The following is an 18,169-nucleotide window of genomic DNA, read 5'->3' as shown; positions in this document are numbered from 1 at the left end:
AATTTACCTCTATTTAAAGAATTTAAGTGAGGTAATGAATATGGATATTCGTCTAAAAACTTTCGAAGAATACGAAGCTGCCTATGAGCAGGCCAAGAATAACCCATCTGAATATTGGGGATCAATTGCTGAGAATTTTCAATTTTCAAAAAAATGGGATGAAGTAACTCTAGGTAATTTTAAAGACGGTGATATCCGTTGGTTTCATGGAGCGAAATTAAATATCACTGAAAACTGTCTTGATCGCCACCTTGCAACTCGTGGTGATAAGAAGGCGATGGTCTTTGTGGCAAACGATCCCAATGAAGCTAACCAAGAATTTACTTATAAAGAACTTCACGCTCAAGTTTGTAAAACAGCAAATATGCTGGAAGGACTTGGTGTTAAAAAAGGTGACCGCGTTTGTATCTATATGTCGATGGTTCCTGAGCTTATGTTTACTGTTCTTGCCTGTGCAAGAATTGGCGCAATCCACTCTGTCGTCTTTGGTGGTTTTTCTGCCCAAGCTCTGGCCGGAAGAATTGAAGATGCTCAGTGTAATCTCGTTGTTACAAATGACGGAGGACTTCGCGGAACAAAAGTGACTGAGCTTAAGTCAATTGTTGATGAGGCGCTTGAAGATAAGGCCTGCAAAAGCGTAAAGAGCGTTTTAGTTCACAAACGTGCAGGAAATGAAGTGGAGATGAAAGAAGGTCGCGATGTTTGGTGGCATGAGCTTTTTGATAAGGCATCAGACAAACACGAGGCCCCACAACATGACGCCGAAGATCCTCTATTTATTCTTTACACGTCTGGATCAACAGGAACACCTAAGGGTGTTCTTCATACGCAAGCTGGTTACATGATCTGGGCCGCTTATACATTTGCGAATGTTTTCCAAGTCGATGAACAAGATATGTACTGGTGTACGGCCGATATTGGTTGGATCACTGGTCACACTTATATTACTTATGGGCCACTTCTAAATGGTGCCACGACAATGATGTTTGAAGGTGTTCCAACGTATCCAGATGCTGGACGTTTTTGGGATATCGTTGAAAAGAATAAGGTGACACATTTCTATACTGCACCAACTGCAGTCCGTGCTCTTATGGCAGCAGGAGATGATATTCCAGCTAAGTACGACCTTTCAAGTCTAAAGGTTCTAGGTTCAGTAGGTGAGCCAATCAATGCAGAAGCCTGGCACTGGTATAATGAATTTATTGGTAAGAAGAAATGTCCAATTGTTGATACTTGGTGGCAGACTGAAACTGGTGGGATTTTAATCTCTCCACTTGCAGGACTTACGAAAACAAAACCTTGTAAGGCAACACTTCCGCTTCCTGGAATTGTTCCTGTTCTAGTTGATGATAATGGCCATGAGATTGGTGAAACAATGGCCGAAGGAAAACTTTGTATTAAGTATCCATGGCCTGGAATGCTACGTACGGTTTATAAGAATCATGAGCGTTTTATGAATGCTTATCTAAGAACATATAAAGGTTATTACTTCTCTGGTGATGGCGCAAAACGTGACGTTGAAGGCTACTTTAGAATCACTGGACGTGTGGATGATGTTATCAATGTTTCTGGACACCGTTTTGGAACGGCAGAAATTGAAAACGCCATTGGAAAGAATCATGCTATCGCTGAAAGTGCGGTTGTTGGTTATCCTCACGACGTTAAAGGTGAAGGTATTTATGCTTACGTTGTGACTGACCTTACTGACGAAGCCGAGGTAACGAAGCTAATTAATGCGACAGTTGTGAAAGAGATCGGTGCGGTTGCTCGCCCTGATAAAATTCAAATTGTTCCTGGACTTCCAAAGACACGTTCTGGAAAAATCATGCGTCGAATTCTTAGAAAGATTGCGGCCCATGACTTCAATAATTTTGGCGACACTTCAACTCTTCTTGACCCATCAGTGGTTGAAGAAATTAAGAATGGTGTGAAGTAGTTCTTAATTTAAGTTAAGATTCAAGTAGCTATATTATCGATGCCTCTCTCTCATGTTAGAACAGTATGATGAGAGAGGTAATATCTAAAAGAGATGACATTCAGCTAATGAAGGAGATCTTAAAAAATCACCATACCTTAAATAAGGGTAGGGTTTGGTTTGATCTACTTCTTAATGCTCTCATTGGGTGGAGTGCTTTCTTCTACACTTGCTTCGACTTTAATATCTTCACTTTTCTTATTGCAATTTTCTTTATCTATCGTGGGACAATCTTAGTTCACGAGGTGAGTCATATTGCAAAGAAGATTAAAGGGTATCGAACGGCCTTTAATATCCTCTTTGGTTGGCCTAACGCTTATCCTGTCTATCTAGGAGACGCCCATCTTTTTCACCATGGGAAGAAGACTTATGGAACTAAAAGAGATCCAGAGTATAAGTATATTTCAGAGTTTAGCTTTCTAACTTTATCGAGACCTCTGATGGCATCAGTTGCACTACCAATTGTTCAGGTCATCCGCTTTGGGGTGCTTCCTCTTGTTTATCCACTCTTAAGTAGGGAACAAAAGGTCTGGATTTACCAAAATATGTCCACCTTAGCGTTTTCCATGGATTATAAGAGACCGATTCGAAACGAAGAAAAAGAGGTTGCCCGTATGGTTAGAAATGACCTAATGTGCGTTCTCTATAAAGTCATTGTTGGGGCCCTCATCTTTAATGAAATTCTTCCTATGCGCACGATCTGGATTTGGTTTGCAATTGTGGTGATCTCTTCAACGCTAAATATGTACCGCGCACTCTTTAATCATCTTTATACTAATGAGAAGCTAGAGCCTATGAGTTGGGAAGAACACCTCTTAGACACTGTGACAATAGAGTCGGGACTTAGTTCATTTTTCATCTTTGTTAATGGACTAAATTATCATGCCATTCACCATCTCTTTCCAGAGCTTCCCTATACAAATTTGGCCGCCGCCCACAGGGAGTTGATGAAGAAACTTCCACCAGATCATATTTATAAGTGTAATACGTATTCTAGTATTTTCCATGTTTTAGTGACGTCAATTTCCATACATAGATTTAACAAAGAAATGATTAGGCCATAGCTCAAGCTGAGTGTATAATGAGTGGATGAAACGATTTCTCGTAGTTTTAATTATGCTTTCTACATTCTTTAGTTGTTCAAAACCAACTCCAGAGCAAACAGTTGAGGCCGTCGTTCGCGAAACTTTCTTGGTCAATTTTGAAGAAACTTTCAATTACTATGACCCAGGCTTTGGGAGTCAGCAGCAAATCGCTGATTATCGTGGCTTCGTCAAAGATGTTGTTGCCTGGGAAAAGAATATCAAAAAGACTAAGAAGGAAGTTCTCACGGCCATTCAGGGCCTACTTTCATTTAAGGTTGTGGATGTCAAAAAAGAGGGAAGTCGCGCAACTGTTAGGACTATTATTATCGTGCCAGAGTTCGATAATAAATTTGATATGCAAATTGCCTTGTTGAAGTTAACAAGACCTCCTCTTATTTCAAATCGTCCCGAAACAAATGCTACGATCATGAAGAATATTAACGAAGGCAAATATACCCTAAAGCCTGTTGAAGTCGTATTTAGTTTAATGAAAAAAGATAAGTGGCGCATAACAGGTGTCACAAATATAAGAGGACTATGGCGCTTTGAAAATTAAGCAAATAATCCTATTCATCTGGTTCTTCCTACTGGGAAGTATCGCAAGTGCCGCTTCAACACAGATTGATTTTGAAGATAGTGCCAAGATCTTTTTGGACTTTAATCAAGAGGCCAGCTCCTCAATTGAAGGCCACACTAGAACTCCAGAACTTAAGTCTTTGGAAGACTTTCCCGATGAATACTTACATCTAATTAATCTCGATAATGACCTAAGAACTCCTTCTTATGGTCAACTTTCAAATACACTACCAATACTTGCCACAAGTCTATTCTTTGGCATTCACTCTGGACTCAGCCCACCATTGTCTTAGATCAATTATCACAATTTAAAAATTATTTGATTTAAAAACAATGGAGGATGTATGGAAAACGCATCAGTAGATACTTCTTTGGAAGTAAAGAAATTTGATTATGAAGGTAAAGTTAGACAACATGACAACAAAGGTGATGAGCAGGGAAGTGTTTGGGGCTTCTATTTCTGTGTGGCCCTTTTTCTAGCAATCTTTTTTGCTGTCATCATCGTTCAAATGTATTCTCTATAATTTCAGATACTTAAGGGGGCGCCGCCCCCTTGTTTAAAATCTAATCACCATAATATTTCTTACCACCCTTATATGATCTAGTGTCGTTATCTGATAGATTTTAAAAAAATTAGATGAGGTTCACTATGAAAATTACACTAGTCGCATTGCTTGCACTTATTTCTTTAAATTCATTTGCTGCTAAATTAGCGGGGAATTATGAAAGCTCAAGCGGGTGCATTGTTTCTATTGAATGTGATGAGGGATATTGTCACGCAACTGTTGAAAAAGGTGATAAGTCATTTGTTCTTGAAGGTGATTTAGAAACAGATAAGTCAGATGAGTTTAGATTATATCGTCAGTATACTGGTGTTGAGAAACGCTGGTTTCATGATGATGAATATACTGGATTTAATGATCTTGTTTTAGAGAAGCAAAGAAACGGAAAGTTTATGGTTGATTCTCTATCTTCAAAATACAATCTCTTTCCACATTTTCCAAAGAAAGAGAGAAATATTATCGTTTGTAAAAACCTAGTTAAAGTAGAATAAAAAAGGGCCAGAATCTGGCCCTTTTCTTTTTTAAAATATTACATCAGCTTCAACTGGATCAGTAATGACAACATCGTCGTCATTGCTATCACCAACTGTTGTATCAGTTGTATCAGTTGGCTCAACTACTTCATATACAGGAGTTCTTTTGATGTACTCCGGTCTAAAACCTTGATCAACAGCAATCTGAACTAGCTCTTCATACTTTGTTTCATCAATTTCTCTTTCTCGAGTCAGAATAAAGAGAGTATTTCTATTAGCGTCAGCAACGATTGCCTCAGTATATTCTTCATCAAGGTGGATGATTTGATAATCGCCAGCACCTACACCAAAGTACCCAAGTAGAGGTACAAAGCTAACTGCAAGTTTTGCGTTTGAAATTTCATCAACTACTTTTGCATATGCTTTATCAACTTTTTCTTTTCCATTAACTAGCTGACAAGAGTTCTTTACTCTAATGCGGTGGTGCTTAAGAGTGTACTCTGCCTTTGTTCCCTGACATCTTAGGTTAAAGAAAGCATCGTATGCACCTTGTTGGTACCAAGTTCCTAGGTAGCGTGAAAGATCAACATACTCAACTGTTTGGAAGTTATTCGCAGGAAGTTCTTCTGAAGGCATAAGAACTTCATTGATTTCGTGAACGATGATATTTCTATCGTGCTTCTTAATTGTTCCAAGACGTAATGTGCTTGAGTTTAGAATAAACTCTTCACTATCTTGATCCACTAGAATAACTCTACCGTGAAATGTCTTAACTTCTTTCTTTTGTCTAAGATCTTTCTTATCAAAGCGTCCGTATCCAATATGATAAAGAAGTAGCTTTCTGAGCTCTAGTGGGTTTGCTAGAAGATACTCAACCGTCTCAGGAGGTAGTTTTGCAAATGCTTCATCATTTGGTGCAAAGATCGTGATCGGGTGATCAATTGTTACAATATCGTCAAGGCCTGCAATTCGCGCAGCGCTTAAAAAATTTCTAAAGCGTCTTGTGTGCTTCATTGCACCGACTGTTTCTGTTGTTGATAATTTTGTTTCTTCTGCGCTTTTTCTATCTGCTAAGGCAGAGTTAAAGAAAAGTGGTAGCGCGGCAAAAAAGAATAATACTTTTTTCATGAATCCTCCCATAAGTTATGGAGGAGAATGTAGCTTTTTATTAACAATTTAGAAGTTTAAGTTTGGTTAAGAAAGGTTATGGAGAGTTAAAGAAAAGGGCCAATATCTTGGCCCTTCTATAAACTTATACGTTTGCTTTGATAAGTTGAACTTTAAAGATAAGAGTTGAGTGTGGAGGAATCTTAGCTCCTGCACCGTGCTCACCATAAGCAAGCTCAGATGGGATTGTTAGTTCCCAAGAATCACCTTCTTTCATTAGTTGAAGAGCTTCTGTCCAACCTTTGATTACACCACCAACTGGGAATTGAATTGTTTGTCCTCTTTGGAATGAAGAATCAAATACAGTTCCATCAATTAGTTTACCTTCATAGTGAACTTCTACAGTAGACTCAGCAGTTGGAGTTGCACCAGTTCCTGCTTCTAGAACTTTATATTGAAGACCTGAAGTTGTTGTTGTAACACCTTCAGCTGCTTTATTTGTTTCAAGGTATGCACGACCTTCTTCAGCTAGCTTATTAGCTGCTTCAGCAAGTTGTCTTGCCATATGCTCTTGGAACTCAGTCATTGTTTTTTGAGTTTCTTCAGCTGAAAGAGTGCTTGCTTCACCTTTCATTGCAGATGCTACTGCATTTGCGAAAATTTCAGCGTTGATTTCCATTCCTTGTGCAACAAAATCAGAACCAATTTGGCGACCGATAATGTAGCTTACTTTTTCCATATGAGTTTCCATTAAATACCCTTTGTTTGGTTAAATACTACTAATAATAGTGGGAACCTTAGCATTTAATGGGGGACATGTCGAAAATTTACAGGTCTTTAGCGCAACGTTCCGTTTTTTTCACCACCCGGATACCAACATTCTGGACGCTTAAGGTCTAAAATTCCGTTGATCATTGTGTCAAAACGGCATTGGGCCTCAGGATAGAATGATGGATCAGTGTTAAGCTCTGTGGCCACATTTGAAGAATATGTCTCAAAACTTACTTCATCACCATGACTTTTAAAAAAGGCCTGATCGGCTTCCATGGCAGTTAGAAGTCTAAGACAAGTAAAGTACTCGTGCTTGTCCTGTTTAGAACATAGTTCTTTATAGATAGGCTTCTCTTTTACTTCACGAAGTTGCGCAAGATACTTAAAGACAATTGCTAAGCAATCTTTCGTCGCAAAGTAATCAGATTGTCCTTCCATTGAAGAGTGATAACCCATATTCATTGGGTCATCTTTCTTAGGATCACCACCAATACCGTGGCCGATCTCATGACATGCCGTTAGGGCCAGTCCGTCAGGAGTCATTCCCTCAAGTCGGCCAAAGCCACCCATTAAGTAGATACGGTGTTCAATTTGATCTTCTTGGTTTGTGGCCTGGACATATGAGGCATGGATCATATCAATATCCCACCAATACGAATCAGGTAAACCTGCAATTGGTAAGTTAATTTGCAAAACTTCATTTTGTGATGGGGCAAGTTCACTATAAGCTTGATAGAGAGCGTCTTTGACTTGCTCGTACTCGTCCTTGCTAACGGCCGCAAAGACTGATTTTGTTAATGTAAATAAACAAACTAGAAGGATTAATTTTTTCATGAATAGGTTCTACCCAGATTTCGAATTTTGAACAAGATAGCGGGTAAAATTTCATTAAATAGGAGACTTTATGTACCACGAAGTACTTGATTTTTGGTTTGATGAGCTTACCGACGAGCAAAAGTGGATGAAGGATAGCCGCATTGATCGCGAGATCGAAAAACGCTTTGGAAGACTTCACACCAAGGCCGCAAAGGGAGAGTTATTTGAGTGGAGAGAAGAACATCTTGGTCGCTTGGCCGAAATTATCATTCTCGATCAATTCTCACGCAATATTTATCGTGGCGATGCACGCTCCTTTGCTAGTGATGATATGGCCTTGGTCTTGGCCCAAGAGGCAATTCTTCAAAAAACAGATGAAGGCTTTACGACTAGAAAGAAGCACTTTCTCTATATGCCCTATATGCATAGTGAATCCATAACGATTCAAAAAGAAGGATTAAAACTTTTTGAAAAGCTAGAAAATGATATGGCCCTCCAGTATATGCATCAGCATATGGGAATAATCGAACGCTTTGGCCGCTACCCGCATCGCAATGAAGTACTCGGCCGAGAATCAACTCCTGAAGAGATTGATTTTTTGAAAATGCCAAATTCTAGTTTCTGAGTTATGATTGAAGAATGAAAGATGCAAAACTAGTGTGGTCTGACGAGGCCGGTGATTTAAGAAAACAAAATAGTAAAAATAATTCTAAAGAAGAAGTTAATGAATCTGAACTTGTTTTAAAAATTAGAAGACTAACTTCAGGAAAGGGAAGAGCAATTGTTGAAATTAGCGATCTTCCTGCAAATAAAAAATGGTGTCAGAAACTTGCTAAGGATTTAAAAAAGTCTCTTGGTGTTGGAGGTGCCTTTAAAAACGACTATATCGAAGTTCACGGCGAAAAGCTTGATCAAGTTAAGGCACACTTCGATAAAAAAAATTTAAAGTGGAAACAAACTGGAGGCTAGACTCCAATATCTGAGCATGTTAGTATTTTACTCATGATGCGAATTCTACTTTCACTATTCACAGTCTTTATGATTTTTGTGAGCTTCACTCATGAGGCCCATGAAATTAAATTATCTGTGGATAATATAGAAAGTACTAAAGTCGAGAAATCTAAACTCGATCATCCTGATCATTGTGATGATCATGACAGTGGAGCTGATCATTGCCATATTCATTGCACTGGCCTTCACTTCTTGGCCAATCTCGAACATACTGTTCAATTAAAATTACCACTTCTTAAAAGTAATAATACACAAACACCAAGATTGGATTTCTTCAAATCCCCATACCTCGATCCGGCAAAGAAGCCACCTTCTTTATCGTAAATTTTCACATTTAAATTTTAACTTTTTTATTTAAAAGGATTTACACGATGAGTACTAGTCGAAGTAGTATCGTGATAGCGGCCATGTGCATAGGTCTAAATACCTATGGACAAAGTTGTCGTATCACTGATGCCAATGAATTTTTGAAGAAAATTAAATCAAATCATCAAGTTAATCATTTGGCAAAGGCCAATGAAGAGATACTTGAAGGTGAAATCAATTCGGCCAATCAGGTTTATAACCCGGAGGTTGAAACAGAGATTGTCTCTGCAGGGAGTAATGAAATCTCTTCCATGATTAAGTTAACTCAAACTTTTGAGTTAGGGGGGAAGAGAGGTTCTCGTAAGGCTTGGGCGCAGAGATTAAAAGAGCTTGGAAGTCTCGAATCTAAAGGTCAGAAAGAAAGAGTTGTTTTGGAGAATATCCTTAATATGTATCGCCTAAGACAGGTTCAAGAGCTTATTCCTGTCTATCAGGAGTCATATGATTCTTTAAAGAAAGTCTTTGATAAGAAAGGCAAGATTAGAAAGTCATTATCACCAAGTCAGGAAGTTGAGTATGAGACACTTTCGTTTGCGATGGATGATTACTACATCAGGTTATCAGAGCTAATTGCTGAAAAAGCAAATCTGCAAGTTCATTTAAAATTAAATGCAGGAAAGAATTGTGTTGTCACAAAAAGTGCTCTGCCAAAATTATTTAAGTTCAAAAAGATCAACTTAAAATCATTAGAGCTAAAAGATAGTACTGACTACAAGAAGGGCCTAGCGCAACTAGCTGTTGCCAAAGCTGAGTATGATGTTGCTAAGTCAAACGCTTATAGTGACCTCAGTATCGGGCCAATGTATGAATACTCAAAAGTTGATGATGAGAAAGAGCATGCCTTTGGTCTAAGCCTTACTTTTGACTTGCCTGTGTTTAATACAAATGACGGCGCAAAGGCCAAGGGGATGGCCGCAGTTAAGAAAGGCGAGTATCAAATTCGATACGACGAACTTGATCTTCAAATCGATCTTAGAAATTGGATACAAAAATACCAACGATATCAATCTGTTTACAAGAAAATGGTTTCACAGGCCGTCTTAGAAAAGAAGCATAAGAGAATTGAAAAACTCTTTGATCGCGGTGTGATTTCAACGTCGCTTATTATTGAGGCCCACAGGCAAATGGTGGATTTTTCTATCAGGCGAAATGACTACGAAATGGGTGCAGTCGAAGCTTTATGGAATATCTATTTACTAAGAGGAACGATTCTAGAGGAACAAATATGAAAAAAATATTCTTACTAATATTACTGATAGGTTTAGTTGGTTGTGAGGCTCATCACGATGAACACGAAGAACATGGACACGATGAACATAAGCATGAAGAACATGATGAACATGATGAACACGACGATCATGAAGAACACGACGACCATGATGAACACGACGACCATGATGATCACCACGGCCATGGCGCAGAGAAAACAGGCGAAGGTATGGCCATTACAAAAGTCGATAAAGAACATGGTTTTCAATTATCTAAGGAAGCACAAAAGAGACTTGCGATTAAGACAACTCTTTATAAGAAGAGTCTAAAAGGTATTCCTGACAGTGCTTATGTTGTAGTTGGGAAGGAGCGTGCTCTTTATCGTAAGAGAGGAGGCTTCTTTAAGCTAATTGATGAACATGAGTTAACAGGTGCTTTTGCTAAAGGCGATGAGATCGTTGTCAGCGGTATTGGACTTCTTCGCGTCTCAGATATCTTCTCAACAGATGAATCTGAATACGGACACGCACATTAAAGGCGAGGGGAAGAATTATGATGAATAAGATAATTGAATTTAGTGTTCATAACCGTCTCTTTGTTTTTATTGCAACAGCAATATTAATTATCGGAGGAATTTATTCTTTTGATAAGCTATCTATTGATGCGGTTCCTGATATAACAAATACACAAGTTCAGGTTAATACTCCTGTCGAAGGTCTTACTCCTGAAGAAATTGAAAGAATGGTAACGTTTCCAATTGAATCGGCCTTAACGGGAATGCCTGGTGTCGAGCAAACTCGCTCCGTTTCTAAATATGGAATCTCGCAGGTTACTGTCATCTTTAATGATGATGTCGATATCTACCGTGCAAGGCAGTTAACTTCTGAGAAACTTATTAATATTGAATTACCTGAAGGAATAAAGCCTGAAATGGGCCCTATTAGTACAGGCCTTGGAGAAATCTTCCACTACTCTCTAAGCTTTAAGGGAGAAGTAAAGACAGAAGAGGAGGAGATGCTAAAGCTTATGGAGCTTCGCTCAATCCAAGATTGGCTAATTAAGCCCAGGCTTTTAACAGTAAAGGGTGTAACAGAAGTTAATACAATCGGTGGTTATGAGAAGCAATACTTCATTCAGCCAGATATTGATAAAATGGCCAAGTTTGGAATTCACTTCGATGATATTGAAAATGCCATTGAGAGTACAAATCAAAATGTTGGAGGTGGTTATATTCCTCAAACAGGTGAGCAACTTCTTGTTCGCGGGGTTGGGCTTTTAAAAAATATCTCTGACATTGAAAATATTGTCATTAAGCGTTTGGGCTCACTTGATATCATTCGTGTAAAAGATGTGGCCGTTGTTAAGTTTGATAAAGAGATTCGCACAGGAGCAGCAACTCATAATGGAAGAGAAGTCGTCATTGGAACGGCCTTTATGCTTCTTGGGGAAAACTCTCGTGCCGTATCAATTAGACTTGAAGAGCGAATTAATGAAATCAAAAAAGATCTTCCTTCTTGGGTGAACTTAGAGATTGTCTATAATCGCTCTAATATGGTTAATGCTACTTTAAGTACAGTCGAGCATAACTTAATTGTTGGTGCCGGACTTGTGATGGCCTTTCTCATGCTTCTTGTGGGAAATGTTAGGGCCGCAATTATTGTTGCTGCAACCATTCCAATTTCACTCTTAATCACTTTCATCTTAATGCGCTGGCAGAATGTTTCAGGAAATTTAATGAGTCTCGGTGCTCTTGATTTTGGGATCATTGTCGATGGAGCAGTTATTGTCATTGAAAATTGTGTTCATCGTTTACAAAAGCGAACAAAGGAAATTGGCCGTGCCTTAACACGTGCTGAGATTAAAGATCTTGTTGTGGAAAGTGCTATTGAAATCCGTTCAGCTGCCGGCTTTGGTGAGATTATTGTTATTACAGTTTTCATTCCTTTATTTGCTCTAACAGGTGTAGAAGGGAAGATGTTCGGCCCAATGGCCACAACTTTCATTATGGCCCTGGCGTCAGCTCTTGTTCTTTCATTTACATTAGTTCCAGCTCTTGCCGCAACATTCTTAAGCTCTAATACTCAAGATCGTGAGCCTAGAATTATGCTTCTTGCAAAACAGGCCTTCGCTCCAATCTTAGAGTTGGCCCTTAAGTTTAAAAAGGCAGTTCTTGGCCTTGGAATATCGGCCATTGCTCTGGGGGGAATTCTCTTTATGGGGATGGGCTCGGAATTTATTCCACAATTAGATGAAGGAGACTTCGCTGTTCAGTTTATTCGTCCTGCAAATGTCAGTATTGAAAACTCAATTCATCTTCAACGCTTAAGTGAGGATGTCATTAAAGAGTTTCCACAAGTTAAAACTGTTTTTGCAAGAACTGGAGCTGCAGAGATTAGTACAGATCCAATGGGTGTTAATATCTCGGATTCTTATGTCATGCTAAAGCCTAGAGATGAATGGCCTAAGAATGAACATATAAAAACTAAGACCGAGCTTATGGAGGAAGTAAAAAAGGCGCTTGCCTTAAATGTTCCAGCTCAAGTGGCCATGTTCTCACAACCTGTTGAGCTTCGTTTTAACGAGTTACTTGAAGGAACAAGGGCATCTGTTTCAGCTAAGGTTTACGGTGAAGACTTAAAGGTCATTGAAGAAATCGCCAAAAAAGTTTCTGCGGCCATCGCAAAAGCTCCTGGAGCAGGAGAAGTTGAAGTTGAATCAAAAGGACTCTCTCCGATGATTCAGTATACTCCTAAACTTGAAGAGCTTGCTAAACTTGGTGTTAGTAGTAAGCCTGTTCTTGACGTTATTTCAACGGCCATTGGTGGGGCCAAGGTTGGCGATATTTATGATGGAGTAAAGAAGTATCCAATCATGACTCGTTTATCTGCAAACGCTCGGTCTGATGTGGAGACAATTTCAAACCTTCCAGTTGGGATCTCTGAAGGCTACACTGTTAAGATAAGTGATGTTGCCGATATTGAGCTTTCGCAAACTTACTCATCTGTTAGTCGTGAAAACTCTGTGCGAAGACTTGCTATTTTAATCAACCCACAAACTCGTGATATTGAAAACTTTGTTAAAGTAGCAAAAGAGATTGTTGAAAAAGAAGTCAGTCTTCCAGAAGGTTATTATATTGAATGGGGTGGAAGCTTTAAGAATCTTATTTCAGCAAAAGAAAGGCTCAGTATTCTTGTTCCATTGGCACTTCTTCTGATTTTAGTCATGCTCTATGCGGCCTTTAAGAATTATGCACAAGTCTTGCTAATTTTTCTGTGTGCACCGATGGCGCTGATTGGTGGTGTCCTTTCTTTAAAGATTTTAGGACTTCCATTTAGTATTTCTGCTGGTGTTGGCTTTATTGCTCTTTGTGGGATTAGTATTCTAAACGGTGTTGTTCTTGTGACTTACTTTAATCGACTCTTAGCTGATGGAAAATCGCCTGATGACGTTGTGAGGGAAGGGACAATGGTTAGGCTTCGTCCAGTTCTTATGACGGCCTTAACGGATATTTTCGGCTTCCTGCCGATGATTTTTTCAACTGGCCTAGGGGCCGAGGTACAAAGACCACTTGCAACAGTTGTTGTTGGTGGAATTATTTCAGCAACACTTCTAACACTTGTTGTTCTCCCTTCATTGTATCGATTATTTATTGAGCAAATGAAGACTGAATAAGCTCTAAGGTCTTGAAACTTAAGAGAAATCTTAAGTTTTAAGACCACTTCTCCCTGTTTAAAATAGGCGTCTAAATCTAAGACATCCATTGGCAAATTTTCAAATAACTCGATAGATTTCCTAGATATGATAATTTACTGCCAGACTTTTAAGAAGGTACAAGGGAGCCTGAATTGAATACATTTATTATTGCCACAGCAATCACTCTATTAAGCACTCAAGCATTTGCGTCATTATCAGTTAATGATGGCCTATCAAGTTGTCGCTTTTCAAATAGTGAAGCCGCAATTAACTATGCTCGTGCCCTTGAGGGTTCTACTAAGGCCGCAGCCTTACTTAAAAGAGGAGATCTTGCACAAGTTGAATCATGTTCAACGGCAATGACTGAAGCTCTGGCAAGGGGTGTAAGCTATAATGAATTAGCAAAGACTGTTAACACAAATTTTAATCACCTTGAAAATGGGATGGAGATCACTGTTGAGCTACGTGGCAAGGACTTCTATGAAGTTAAGGGAGATAACCTTACTGGAACTAAGTCCACAATTGAAGGTGACTTTGATATGGTTATTAGCGTTGAGGGCTCTCGTAATGAAATCACACAAGGGGTTCCTGCAAAAGAGATTCTTAATAAAATGAAGTTAAACGTTGTCTCTAAGAAAGCGGTTCAAATTATTTTTGAAGATTACGATGTGGATACAGTTGTTCCAGCTATTGTAAAAAAATCTCTTTTTGGAAAGATTAAGCAAATATCGATCAAGGCAGAAGACTTAGAAAGAGCAATTGCTCCAGTTCTTTCCGCCCAAGGTCTAGATTTAGCAGAGGACTTCAAGTTGAATACGGAAAAAGGCTCATTCACAATGGATTACTCGGTTTCGGCAATGGATTGTGGTGTTAATCAGCTCGATGAATTCGAGTGCCGATCATCTTTTATCTTTCAATTATCAGCACAATTTTAATTGGCATAACTAGAGCGAGGCCATGTCGATGGCCTTGCTATCTTACTGATATCTTTAGATCTCTGACATAAATATTTAATAATTGATATAATTACTCCGTTAAGCGTATGGGAGATAATTATGAGGAAATCAGTTATTCATATCTTAGCGCTTGTTGGCCTCTTGGCGACAGCGACCCAAGCTCATGCAAAAATGATTGTGGAGAAAGAGGAGTACTCTGGCGAGGCCATTGTCGAAGACTTTGCACTGAAGAATTACTATCGTCGATTTGTGAATATAACAGAAAGTTATAATCAAAGACGCAAAGACCCTGAGGTCTATGCCCAGTCCTTTAAAAATATCAAAGAGCAACATAAGTACTTTCGCTGGCTAAAGAAGACTGGCATCGGTGAGCTCCCTCCAGCAACGATTAAAAATGGTGTTGCTACCATTAGAGTTGGTAACTACAAATTACAATATTCCATTGAAACTCTGGTTAAGAATCAATTTCTTTTGAATGAGCGTCCTGTTGACTTCAAGAAGCTTGATTTTAATAAGGCCTTTGATGAATTAACAGAAAAGGTAAAGGCAACACGAAGGTTCACGCTTCTTGATCTTGTGATTCCAACTGCTCATGCGGATGCCATGAGTGGTCTTGAAAATACTCTTTTAGCAACAATGCTCTATGTGAATTCAGATTTCGCTGAAAGAGAGTGGTGTATTTCTTGTGACGATGAAAATGCTGAGGTGACTAAGAAGAATCTAGAGAAACTTCTAACAAGGGTCGACCAAATGCTTAACTCTTGTGAAAATGAAACCGCCAAGATTGAAGATATTTATTCAAACCTTTCTTTCTTTGCAGGGGACAACGACCAGGGTGGCTTCCGCTCTGAGTCTGCAACAACGTTAAAGAATCACTTTCCTGCTATTGAAGGTGAGCTTAAGGACGTTTCATGTGAGAAGCTGGTTTACAATGTGTATAAGGATGAAATTAATCCTGCGGACAGAAACCTCTTTGTTGAATACTACCGCTTAACACCAGAAAGACAGGCCCGCAATCAAAAGGCCGTGGCCAATTATAAGAGAATTGTAAAATCAAAATGTGATCGTATTGCAGCACTGAATGTTTGTATGATCAGTAATTATTATGGAGCAGAGGATATTTATAATGATTCTCGCTCACCTGGACAAAAGGAATACGATCGCCGTCGTAAGCCGTCACGAGAGTATCAGATTCGCGGTATTACTCAATAGGCAGCTTAGGAATTATGTGATAGAAAGACGACTATGGACCAATTACAAGAAACATTTGAAGAAATATTAGAAAAAGTAGAATTTAAGAAAATGGATCAATTTGAAGAGCTTCTTCATAAATGCATCCACGTCTCTAATGACTCATCGAAAAGTACATATGCCGTCTATGAAAATATGGTATTCAAATTAGATGCATTCTTTAAAGGCTTCGTTAATTTTCAAAATGAATTCGGTAAAGATAAGAAGTATATCGCAGCAGTTCATGCTCTAAGTGCCATCTGCTATGGCCTAGGAATTGATCTTGAAGACGAAGAGCTTTTCATTATTTACCATCTAAAAGACCAAGGTAAATTCAGAAAAAGAGAAAAAGACCTTCACTCAGAACTTAAAAACCTTTGGGCCGGTTATCCTTACCAAGAATTTGCCATGGCCGATGTGGACTTCTCTCACTCATTAAAAAACTTAATGCGTGCAAAATTCATCGACTACCGTCGCGGAAACCTTCACATCAATCAGTCTTTGATTATACGTTTTAAAGATCGCTATTAAGCACCCGCAAAATTGACTGGCCAAAGCCAGTCTATTGTTTGCGGTGCTAGGCCCCTAGCTCTTTAGCTAGAGATTTACGTCGAGAGCGAGGGTTCAAGCCCGAGCGGTTCGTCTCAAGGCCACCCGCAAAATTGACTGGCCAAAGCCAGTCTATTGTTTGCGGTGCTAGGCCCCTTACACTTCAGCTAGAGATTTACGTCGAGAGCGAGGGTTCAAGCCCGAGCGGTTCGTCTCAAGGCCATCCGCAAAATTGGCCGCCCAAAGGCGGGCTATTGTTTGCGGTGCTAGGCCCCTTACTCTTCAGCTAGAGATTTACGTCGAGAGCGAGGGTCCAAGCCCGAGCGGTTCGTCTCAAGGCCACCCGCAAAATTGGCCGCCCAAAGGCGGGCTATTGTTTGCGGTGCTAGGCCCCTTACTCTTCAGCTAGAGATTTACGTCGAGAGCGAGGGTTCAAGCCCGAGCGGTTCGTCTCAAGGCCAATGGGAAAGTCTCCGCAATATAAAAACGATATTTTCACGAAGTGAAAATGAGTAACAAATTTTAGCCAAAGAAAGTCTGTCATCGTTTTCTCATATAGCCAATTTTCATAATTAAAATCTTTAGCATTTCTTGAGGTGGACACTCATTGTTCCCATCTTATTTAAACCTATTCCTAAGCTGTTAAACTAGTAATATTTAGTCCTTGCTACCCGATAAGTAGTTATCAATTCATTTTTAGGGGTAATCAAATTGAAATTTAAAGAAGTTGTTAGAGCTATGTTTGAAGATTTGATCCAGGTGCTTTTTCTTTATGCAAGGTCAACGAAAAAGCACCTGGATACAAAGTTCTTAATAAAACTATAATTAACAAAAAAATGAAAATTTACTCTCAGCAGGGAGGTTTGAATGAATAAATTAATAATAGTCAGTTTAGTTACTTGTTTATGTTCTTGCGTCTACGGACGTGATCTTTTATATGGAACTTTTGAGCAGCGTTTTTCCGGTGACCTTAAAGAAAAGGTTGATAAAAATATATCCGAATTTAAGACAAAAGCCGATAAGATAGAGAAGAAATATGAGATATATATTTCTAGCTGCGTGAGTAGTCTTAAAAAAAATCAAAACCTTGAAGAGTATACAGACTGCGAAAGGAGGCAGCGTTATTTATTTAAGAAAAAGTTTGGAGAGAGTCCTGGCTACATCATTTCTAAAATTGATTTGAATATTGAGAATATCTATGTCGCTAATATATTTAAGAGCGCTAAAGGAAAAGAGTCTATTGGGAAACTAGGAATTAAGTTTGAGAAAGAACCTGGTGCAAGGGATGGAGTTCAAGTTAAGATATATGTAAAGCTAAAGAACGAACATTACTCTGATTTTGTGTTTACGTATGGAGTAGTGGAGAAGTTTGAAAATGGACGCGTAAAACTTTTGTCGAATCAAGATATGTGGATAAATGTTGATGAAATGAAAGAAGTGTTTAAGTTCAAAGACGATGTATTTAAACTAACAAGAGAAGAGTTGAGAAAGAAATACTCATTTGCTGGAAAAAGTTTAGGTTGTGAAGGTAAGAAACTTGCATGCGTTGATAGTTGCGGAGTTAGTAAGGTGAAGGATGATCATGTAATCATGTATCTTGAGAGTGATGATGACTTATTAGATGAGGACAAGGTAATGATTAATGAGTTGTTAAATTCAAATGGTGAGTTTGCTTGTTATGTAAATTTACTTCTTTAAGTAAAATGGCGGAAACTCCGTTTACCGCTTTTAAACTTTGTGATTTTCTTTATGCAAGGTCAACGAAAAAGCACCTGGATACAAAGTTCAA

The 18,169-nt window shown here is 38.9% G+C and carries 19 protein-coding genes; 16 read left to right on the top strand and 3 right to left on the bottom strand.

Features of this window, described 5'->3' with window-relative positions:
- The first annotated feature begins 40 nt into the window (after positions 1–40).
- The 6 genes from acs (at position 41) to ACRXC1_RS10720 (ending at position 4,690) form a co-directional block, all read left to right on the top strand.
- Positions 41–1,936 carry an acetate--CoA ligase gene (gene acs / locus ACRXC1_RS10745; RefSeq protein WP_433659916.1) on the top strand — a complete coding sequence of 632 codons (1,896 nt, stop codon included), beginning with the start codon at positions 41–43 and terminating at the stop codon, positions 1,934–1,936.
- 68 nt (positions 1,937–2,004) lie between these two features.
- Positions 2,005–3,039 (top strand): fatty acid desaturase, encoded by a 1,035-nt coding sequence (locus tag ACRXC1_RS10740; RefSeq protein WP_433658673.1) that lies wholly within the window; start codon positions 2,005–2,007, stop codon positions 3,037–3,039.
- A gap of 25 nt (positions 3,040–3,064) precedes the next feature.
- Positions 3,065–3,616 carry a hypothetical protein gene (locus ACRXC1_RS10735; RefSeq protein ID WP_433658671.1) on the top strand — a complete coding sequence of 184 codons (552 nt, stop codon included), beginning with the start codon at positions 3,065–3,067 and terminating at the stop codon, positions 3,614–3,616.
- Positions 3,606–3,929 carry a hypothetical protein gene (locus ACRXC1_RS10730; protein ID WP_433658669.1) on the top strand — a complete coding sequence of 108 codons (324 nt, stop codon included), beginning with the start codon at positions 3,606–3,608 and terminating at the stop codon, positions 3,927–3,929. Before ACRXC1_RS10735 ends, ACRXC1_RS10730 begins: the two co-directional genes overlap by 11 nt.
- A gap of 51 nt (positions 3,930–3,980) precedes the next feature.
- Positions 3,981–4,160 carry a hypothetical protein gene (locus ACRXC1_RS10725; protein ID WP_392909170.1) on the top strand — a complete coding sequence of 60 codons (180 nt, stop codon included), beginning with the start codon at positions 3,981–3,983 and terminating at the stop codon, positions 4,158–4,160.
- 125 nt (positions 4,161–4,285) lie between these two features.
- Positions 4,286–4,690: a hypothetical protein gene (locus ACRXC1_RS10720; protein WP_433658666.1), complete on the top strand. Its 405-nt coding sequence runs from the start codon at positions 4,286–4,288 to the stop codon at positions 4,688–4,690.
- Between the two features lie 30 nt (positions 4,691–4,720).
- Here the strand turns inward: ACRXC1_RS10720 and ACRXC1_RS10715 are convergent, their stop codons facing one another.
- The 3 genes from ACRXC1_RS10715 to ACRXC1_RS10705 all read right to left on the bottom strand — a co-directional run bounded on the left by ACRXC1_RS10715 (position 4,721) and on the right by ACRXC1_RS10705 (position 7,384).
- Positions 4,721–5,800, bottom strand: coding sequence for a lipocalin family protein (locus tag ACRXC1_RS10715; RefSeq protein ID WP_392909174.1), 1,080 nt, complete (start codon positions 5,798–5,800; stop codon positions 4,721–4,723).
- A 124-nt stretch (positions 5,801–5,924) separates the two neighbouring features.
- Complete coding sequence (locus ACRXC1_RS10710; protein WP_433658664.1) at positions 5,925–6,530, bottom strand: FKBP-type peptidyl-prolyl cis-trans isomerase; 606 nt, start codon at positions 6,528–6,530, stop codon at positions 5,925–5,927.
- A gap of 86 nt (positions 6,531–6,616) precedes the next feature.
- A complete protein-coding gene (locus tag ACRXC1_RS10705; protein ID WP_433658662.1) occupies positions 6,617–7,384 on the bottom strand; it encodes a hypothetical protein in 768 nt (255 codons plus the stop codon).
- A gap of 70 nt (positions 7,385–7,454) precedes the next feature.
- Between ACRXC1_RS10705 and ACRXC1_RS10700 the strand changes: the two genes are divergently transcribed.
- The 10 genes from ACRXC1_RS10700 (at position 7,455) to ACRXC1_RS10655 (ending at position 18,078) form a co-directional block, all read left to right on the top strand.
- Complete coding sequence (locus ACRXC1_RS10700) at positions 7,455–7,991, top strand: DUF924 family protein (protein ID WP_433658660.1); 537 nt, start codon at positions 7,455–7,457, stop codon at positions 7,989–7,991.
- Positions 7,992–8,005: 14 nt separating this feature from the next.
- Positions 8,006–8,335, top strand: coding sequence for a hypothetical protein (locus ACRXC1_RS10695; RefSeq protein WP_433658658.1), 330 nt, complete (start codon positions 8,006–8,008; stop codon positions 8,333–8,335).
- 33 nt (positions 8,336–8,368) lie between these two features.
- Entirely contained in the window at positions 8,369–8,701 is a 333-nt protein-coding gene (locus tag ACRXC1_RS10690) for a hypothetical protein (protein ID WP_433658656.1), read from the top strand.
- Between the two features lie 47 nt (positions 8,702–8,748).
- Complete coding sequence (locus ACRXC1_RS10685; protein ID WP_433658654.1) at positions 8,749–9,972, top strand: TolC family protein; 1,224 nt, start codon at positions 8,749–8,751, stop codon at positions 9,970–9,972.
- The gene (locus ACRXC1_RS10680) at positions 9,969–10,487 is read left to right on the top strand and encodes a hypothetical protein (RefSeq protein ID WP_433658652.1); all 519 of its coding nucleotides are present in this window, start codon (positions 9,969–9,971) and stop codon (positions 10,485–10,487) included. The genes ACRXC1_RS10685 and ACRXC1_RS10680 overlap by 4 nt, the downstream gene beginning before the upstream one ends.
- A 17-nt stretch (positions 10,488–10,504) precedes the next feature.
- Positions 10,505–13,624, top strand: a complete 3,120-nt coding sequence (locus tag ACRXC1_RS10675) for an efflux RND transporter permease subunit (RefSeq protein WP_433658650.1) — start codon at positions 10,505–10,507, stop codon at positions 13,622–13,624.
- A gap of 173 nt (positions 13,625–13,797) precedes the next feature.
- A complete protein-coding gene (locus ACRXC1_RS10670) occupies positions 13,798–14,580 on the top strand; it encodes a hypothetical protein (protein ID WP_433658648.1) in 783 nt (260 codons plus the stop codon).
- Between the two features lie 120 nt (positions 14,581–14,700).
- The gene (locus ACRXC1_RS10665) at positions 14,701–15,813 is read left to right on the top strand and encodes a hypothetical protein (RefSeq protein ID WP_433658646.1); all 1,113 of its coding nucleotides are present in this window, start codon (positions 14,701–14,703) and stop codon (positions 15,811–15,813) included.
- A gap of 33 nt (positions 15,814–15,846) precedes the next feature.
- Positions 15,847–16,362 carry a hypothetical protein gene (locus tag ACRXC1_RS10660; RefSeq protein WP_433658644.1) on the top strand — a complete coding sequence of 172 codons (516 nt, stop codon included), beginning with the start codon at positions 15,847–15,849 and terminating at the stop codon, positions 16,360–16,362.
- Between the two features lie 885 nt (positions 16,363–17,247).
- Complete coding sequence (locus ACRXC1_RS10655) at positions 17,248–18,078, top strand: hypothetical protein (protein ID WP_433658642.1); 831 nt, start codon at positions 17,248–17,250, stop codon at positions 18,076–18,078.
- The last annotated feature ends 91 nt before the right edge of the window (positions 18,079–18,169 follow it).

The sequence above is a fragment of the Halobacteriovorax sp. GFR8 genome, from assembly GCF_050955245.1.
Taxonomy (GTDB): Bacteria; Bdellovibrionota; Bacteriovoracia; order Bacteriovoracales; family Bacteriovoracaceae; genus Halobacteriovorax_A.
This window is presented reverse-complemented; position numbering and strand designations above follow the sequence as displayed.

What these genes read in the sequence shown, in the direction of transcription:
- acs (WP_433659916.1), top strand. Translation starts at nt 41, where the DNA reads ATGGATATTCGTCTAAAAACTTTCGAAGAATACGAAGCTGCCTATGAG.
- ACRXC1_RS10740 (WP_433658673.1), top strand. Translation starts at nt 2,005, where the DNA reads ATGAGAGAGGTAATATCTAAAAGAGATGACATTCAGCTAATGAAGGAG.
- ACRXC1_RS10735 (WP_433658671.1), top strand. Translation starts at nt 3,065, where the DNA reads ATGAAACGATTTCTCGTAGTTTTAATTATGCTTTCTACATTCTTTAGT.
- ACRXC1_RS10725 (WP_392909170.1), top strand. Translation starts at nt 3,981, where the DNA reads ATGGAAAACGCATCAGTAGATACTTCTTTGGAAGTAAAGAAATTTGAT.
- ACRXC1_RS10720 (WP_433658666.1), top strand. Translation starts at nt 4,286, where the DNA reads ATGAAAATTACACTAGTCGCATTGCTTGCACTTATTTCTTTAAATTCA.
- ACRXC1_RS10715 (WP_392909174.1), bottom strand. Translation starts at nt 5,800, where the DNA reads ATGAAAAAAGTATTATTCTTTTTTGCCGCGCTACCACTTTTCTTTAAC.
- ACRXC1_RS10710 (WP_433658664.1), bottom strand. Translation starts at nt 6,530, where the DNA reads ATGGAAACTCATATGGAAAAAGTAAGCTACATTATCGGTCGCCAAATT.
- ACRXC1_RS10705 (WP_433658662.1), bottom strand. Translation starts at nt 7,384, where the DNA reads ATGAAAAAATTAATCCTTCTAGTTTGTTTATTTACATTAACAAAATCA.
- ACRXC1_RS10700 (WP_433658660.1), top strand. Translation starts at nt 7,455, where the DNA reads ATGTACCACGAAGTACTTGATTTTTGGTTTGATGAGCTTACCGACGAG.
- ACRXC1_RS10695 (WP_433658658.1), top strand. Translation starts at nt 8,006, where the DNA reads ATGAAAGATGCAAAACTAGTGTGGTCTGACGAGGCCGGTGATTTAAGA.
- ACRXC1_RS10690 (WP_433658656.1), top strand. Translation starts at nt 8,369, where the DNA reads ATGATGCGAATTCTACTTTCACTATTCACAGTCTTTATGATTTTTGTG.
- ACRXC1_RS10685 (WP_433658654.1), top strand. Translation starts at nt 8,749, where the DNA reads ATGAGTACTAGTCGAAGTAGTATCGTGATAGCGGCCATGTGCATAGGT.
- ACRXC1_RS10680 (WP_433658652.1), top strand. Translation starts at nt 9,969, where the DNA reads ATGAAAAAAATATTCTTACTAATATTACTGATAGGTTTAGTTGGTTGT.
- ACRXC1_RS10675 (WP_433658650.1), top strand. Translation starts at nt 10,505, where the DNA reads ATGATGAATAAGATAATTGAATTTAGTGTTCATAACCGTCTCTTTGTT.
- ACRXC1_RS10665 (WP_433658646.1), top strand. Translation starts at nt 14,701, where the DNA reads ATGAGGAAATCAGTTATTCATATCTTAGCGCTTGTTGGCCTCTTGGCG.
- ACRXC1_RS10660 (WP_433658644.1), top strand. Translation starts at nt 15,847, where the DNA reads ATGGACCAATTACAAGAAACATTTGAAGAAATATTAGAAAAAGTAGAA.
- ACRXC1_RS10655 (WP_433658642.1), top strand. Translation starts at nt 17,248, where the DNA reads ATGAATAAATTAATAATAGTCAGTTTAGTTACTTGTTTATGTTCTTGC.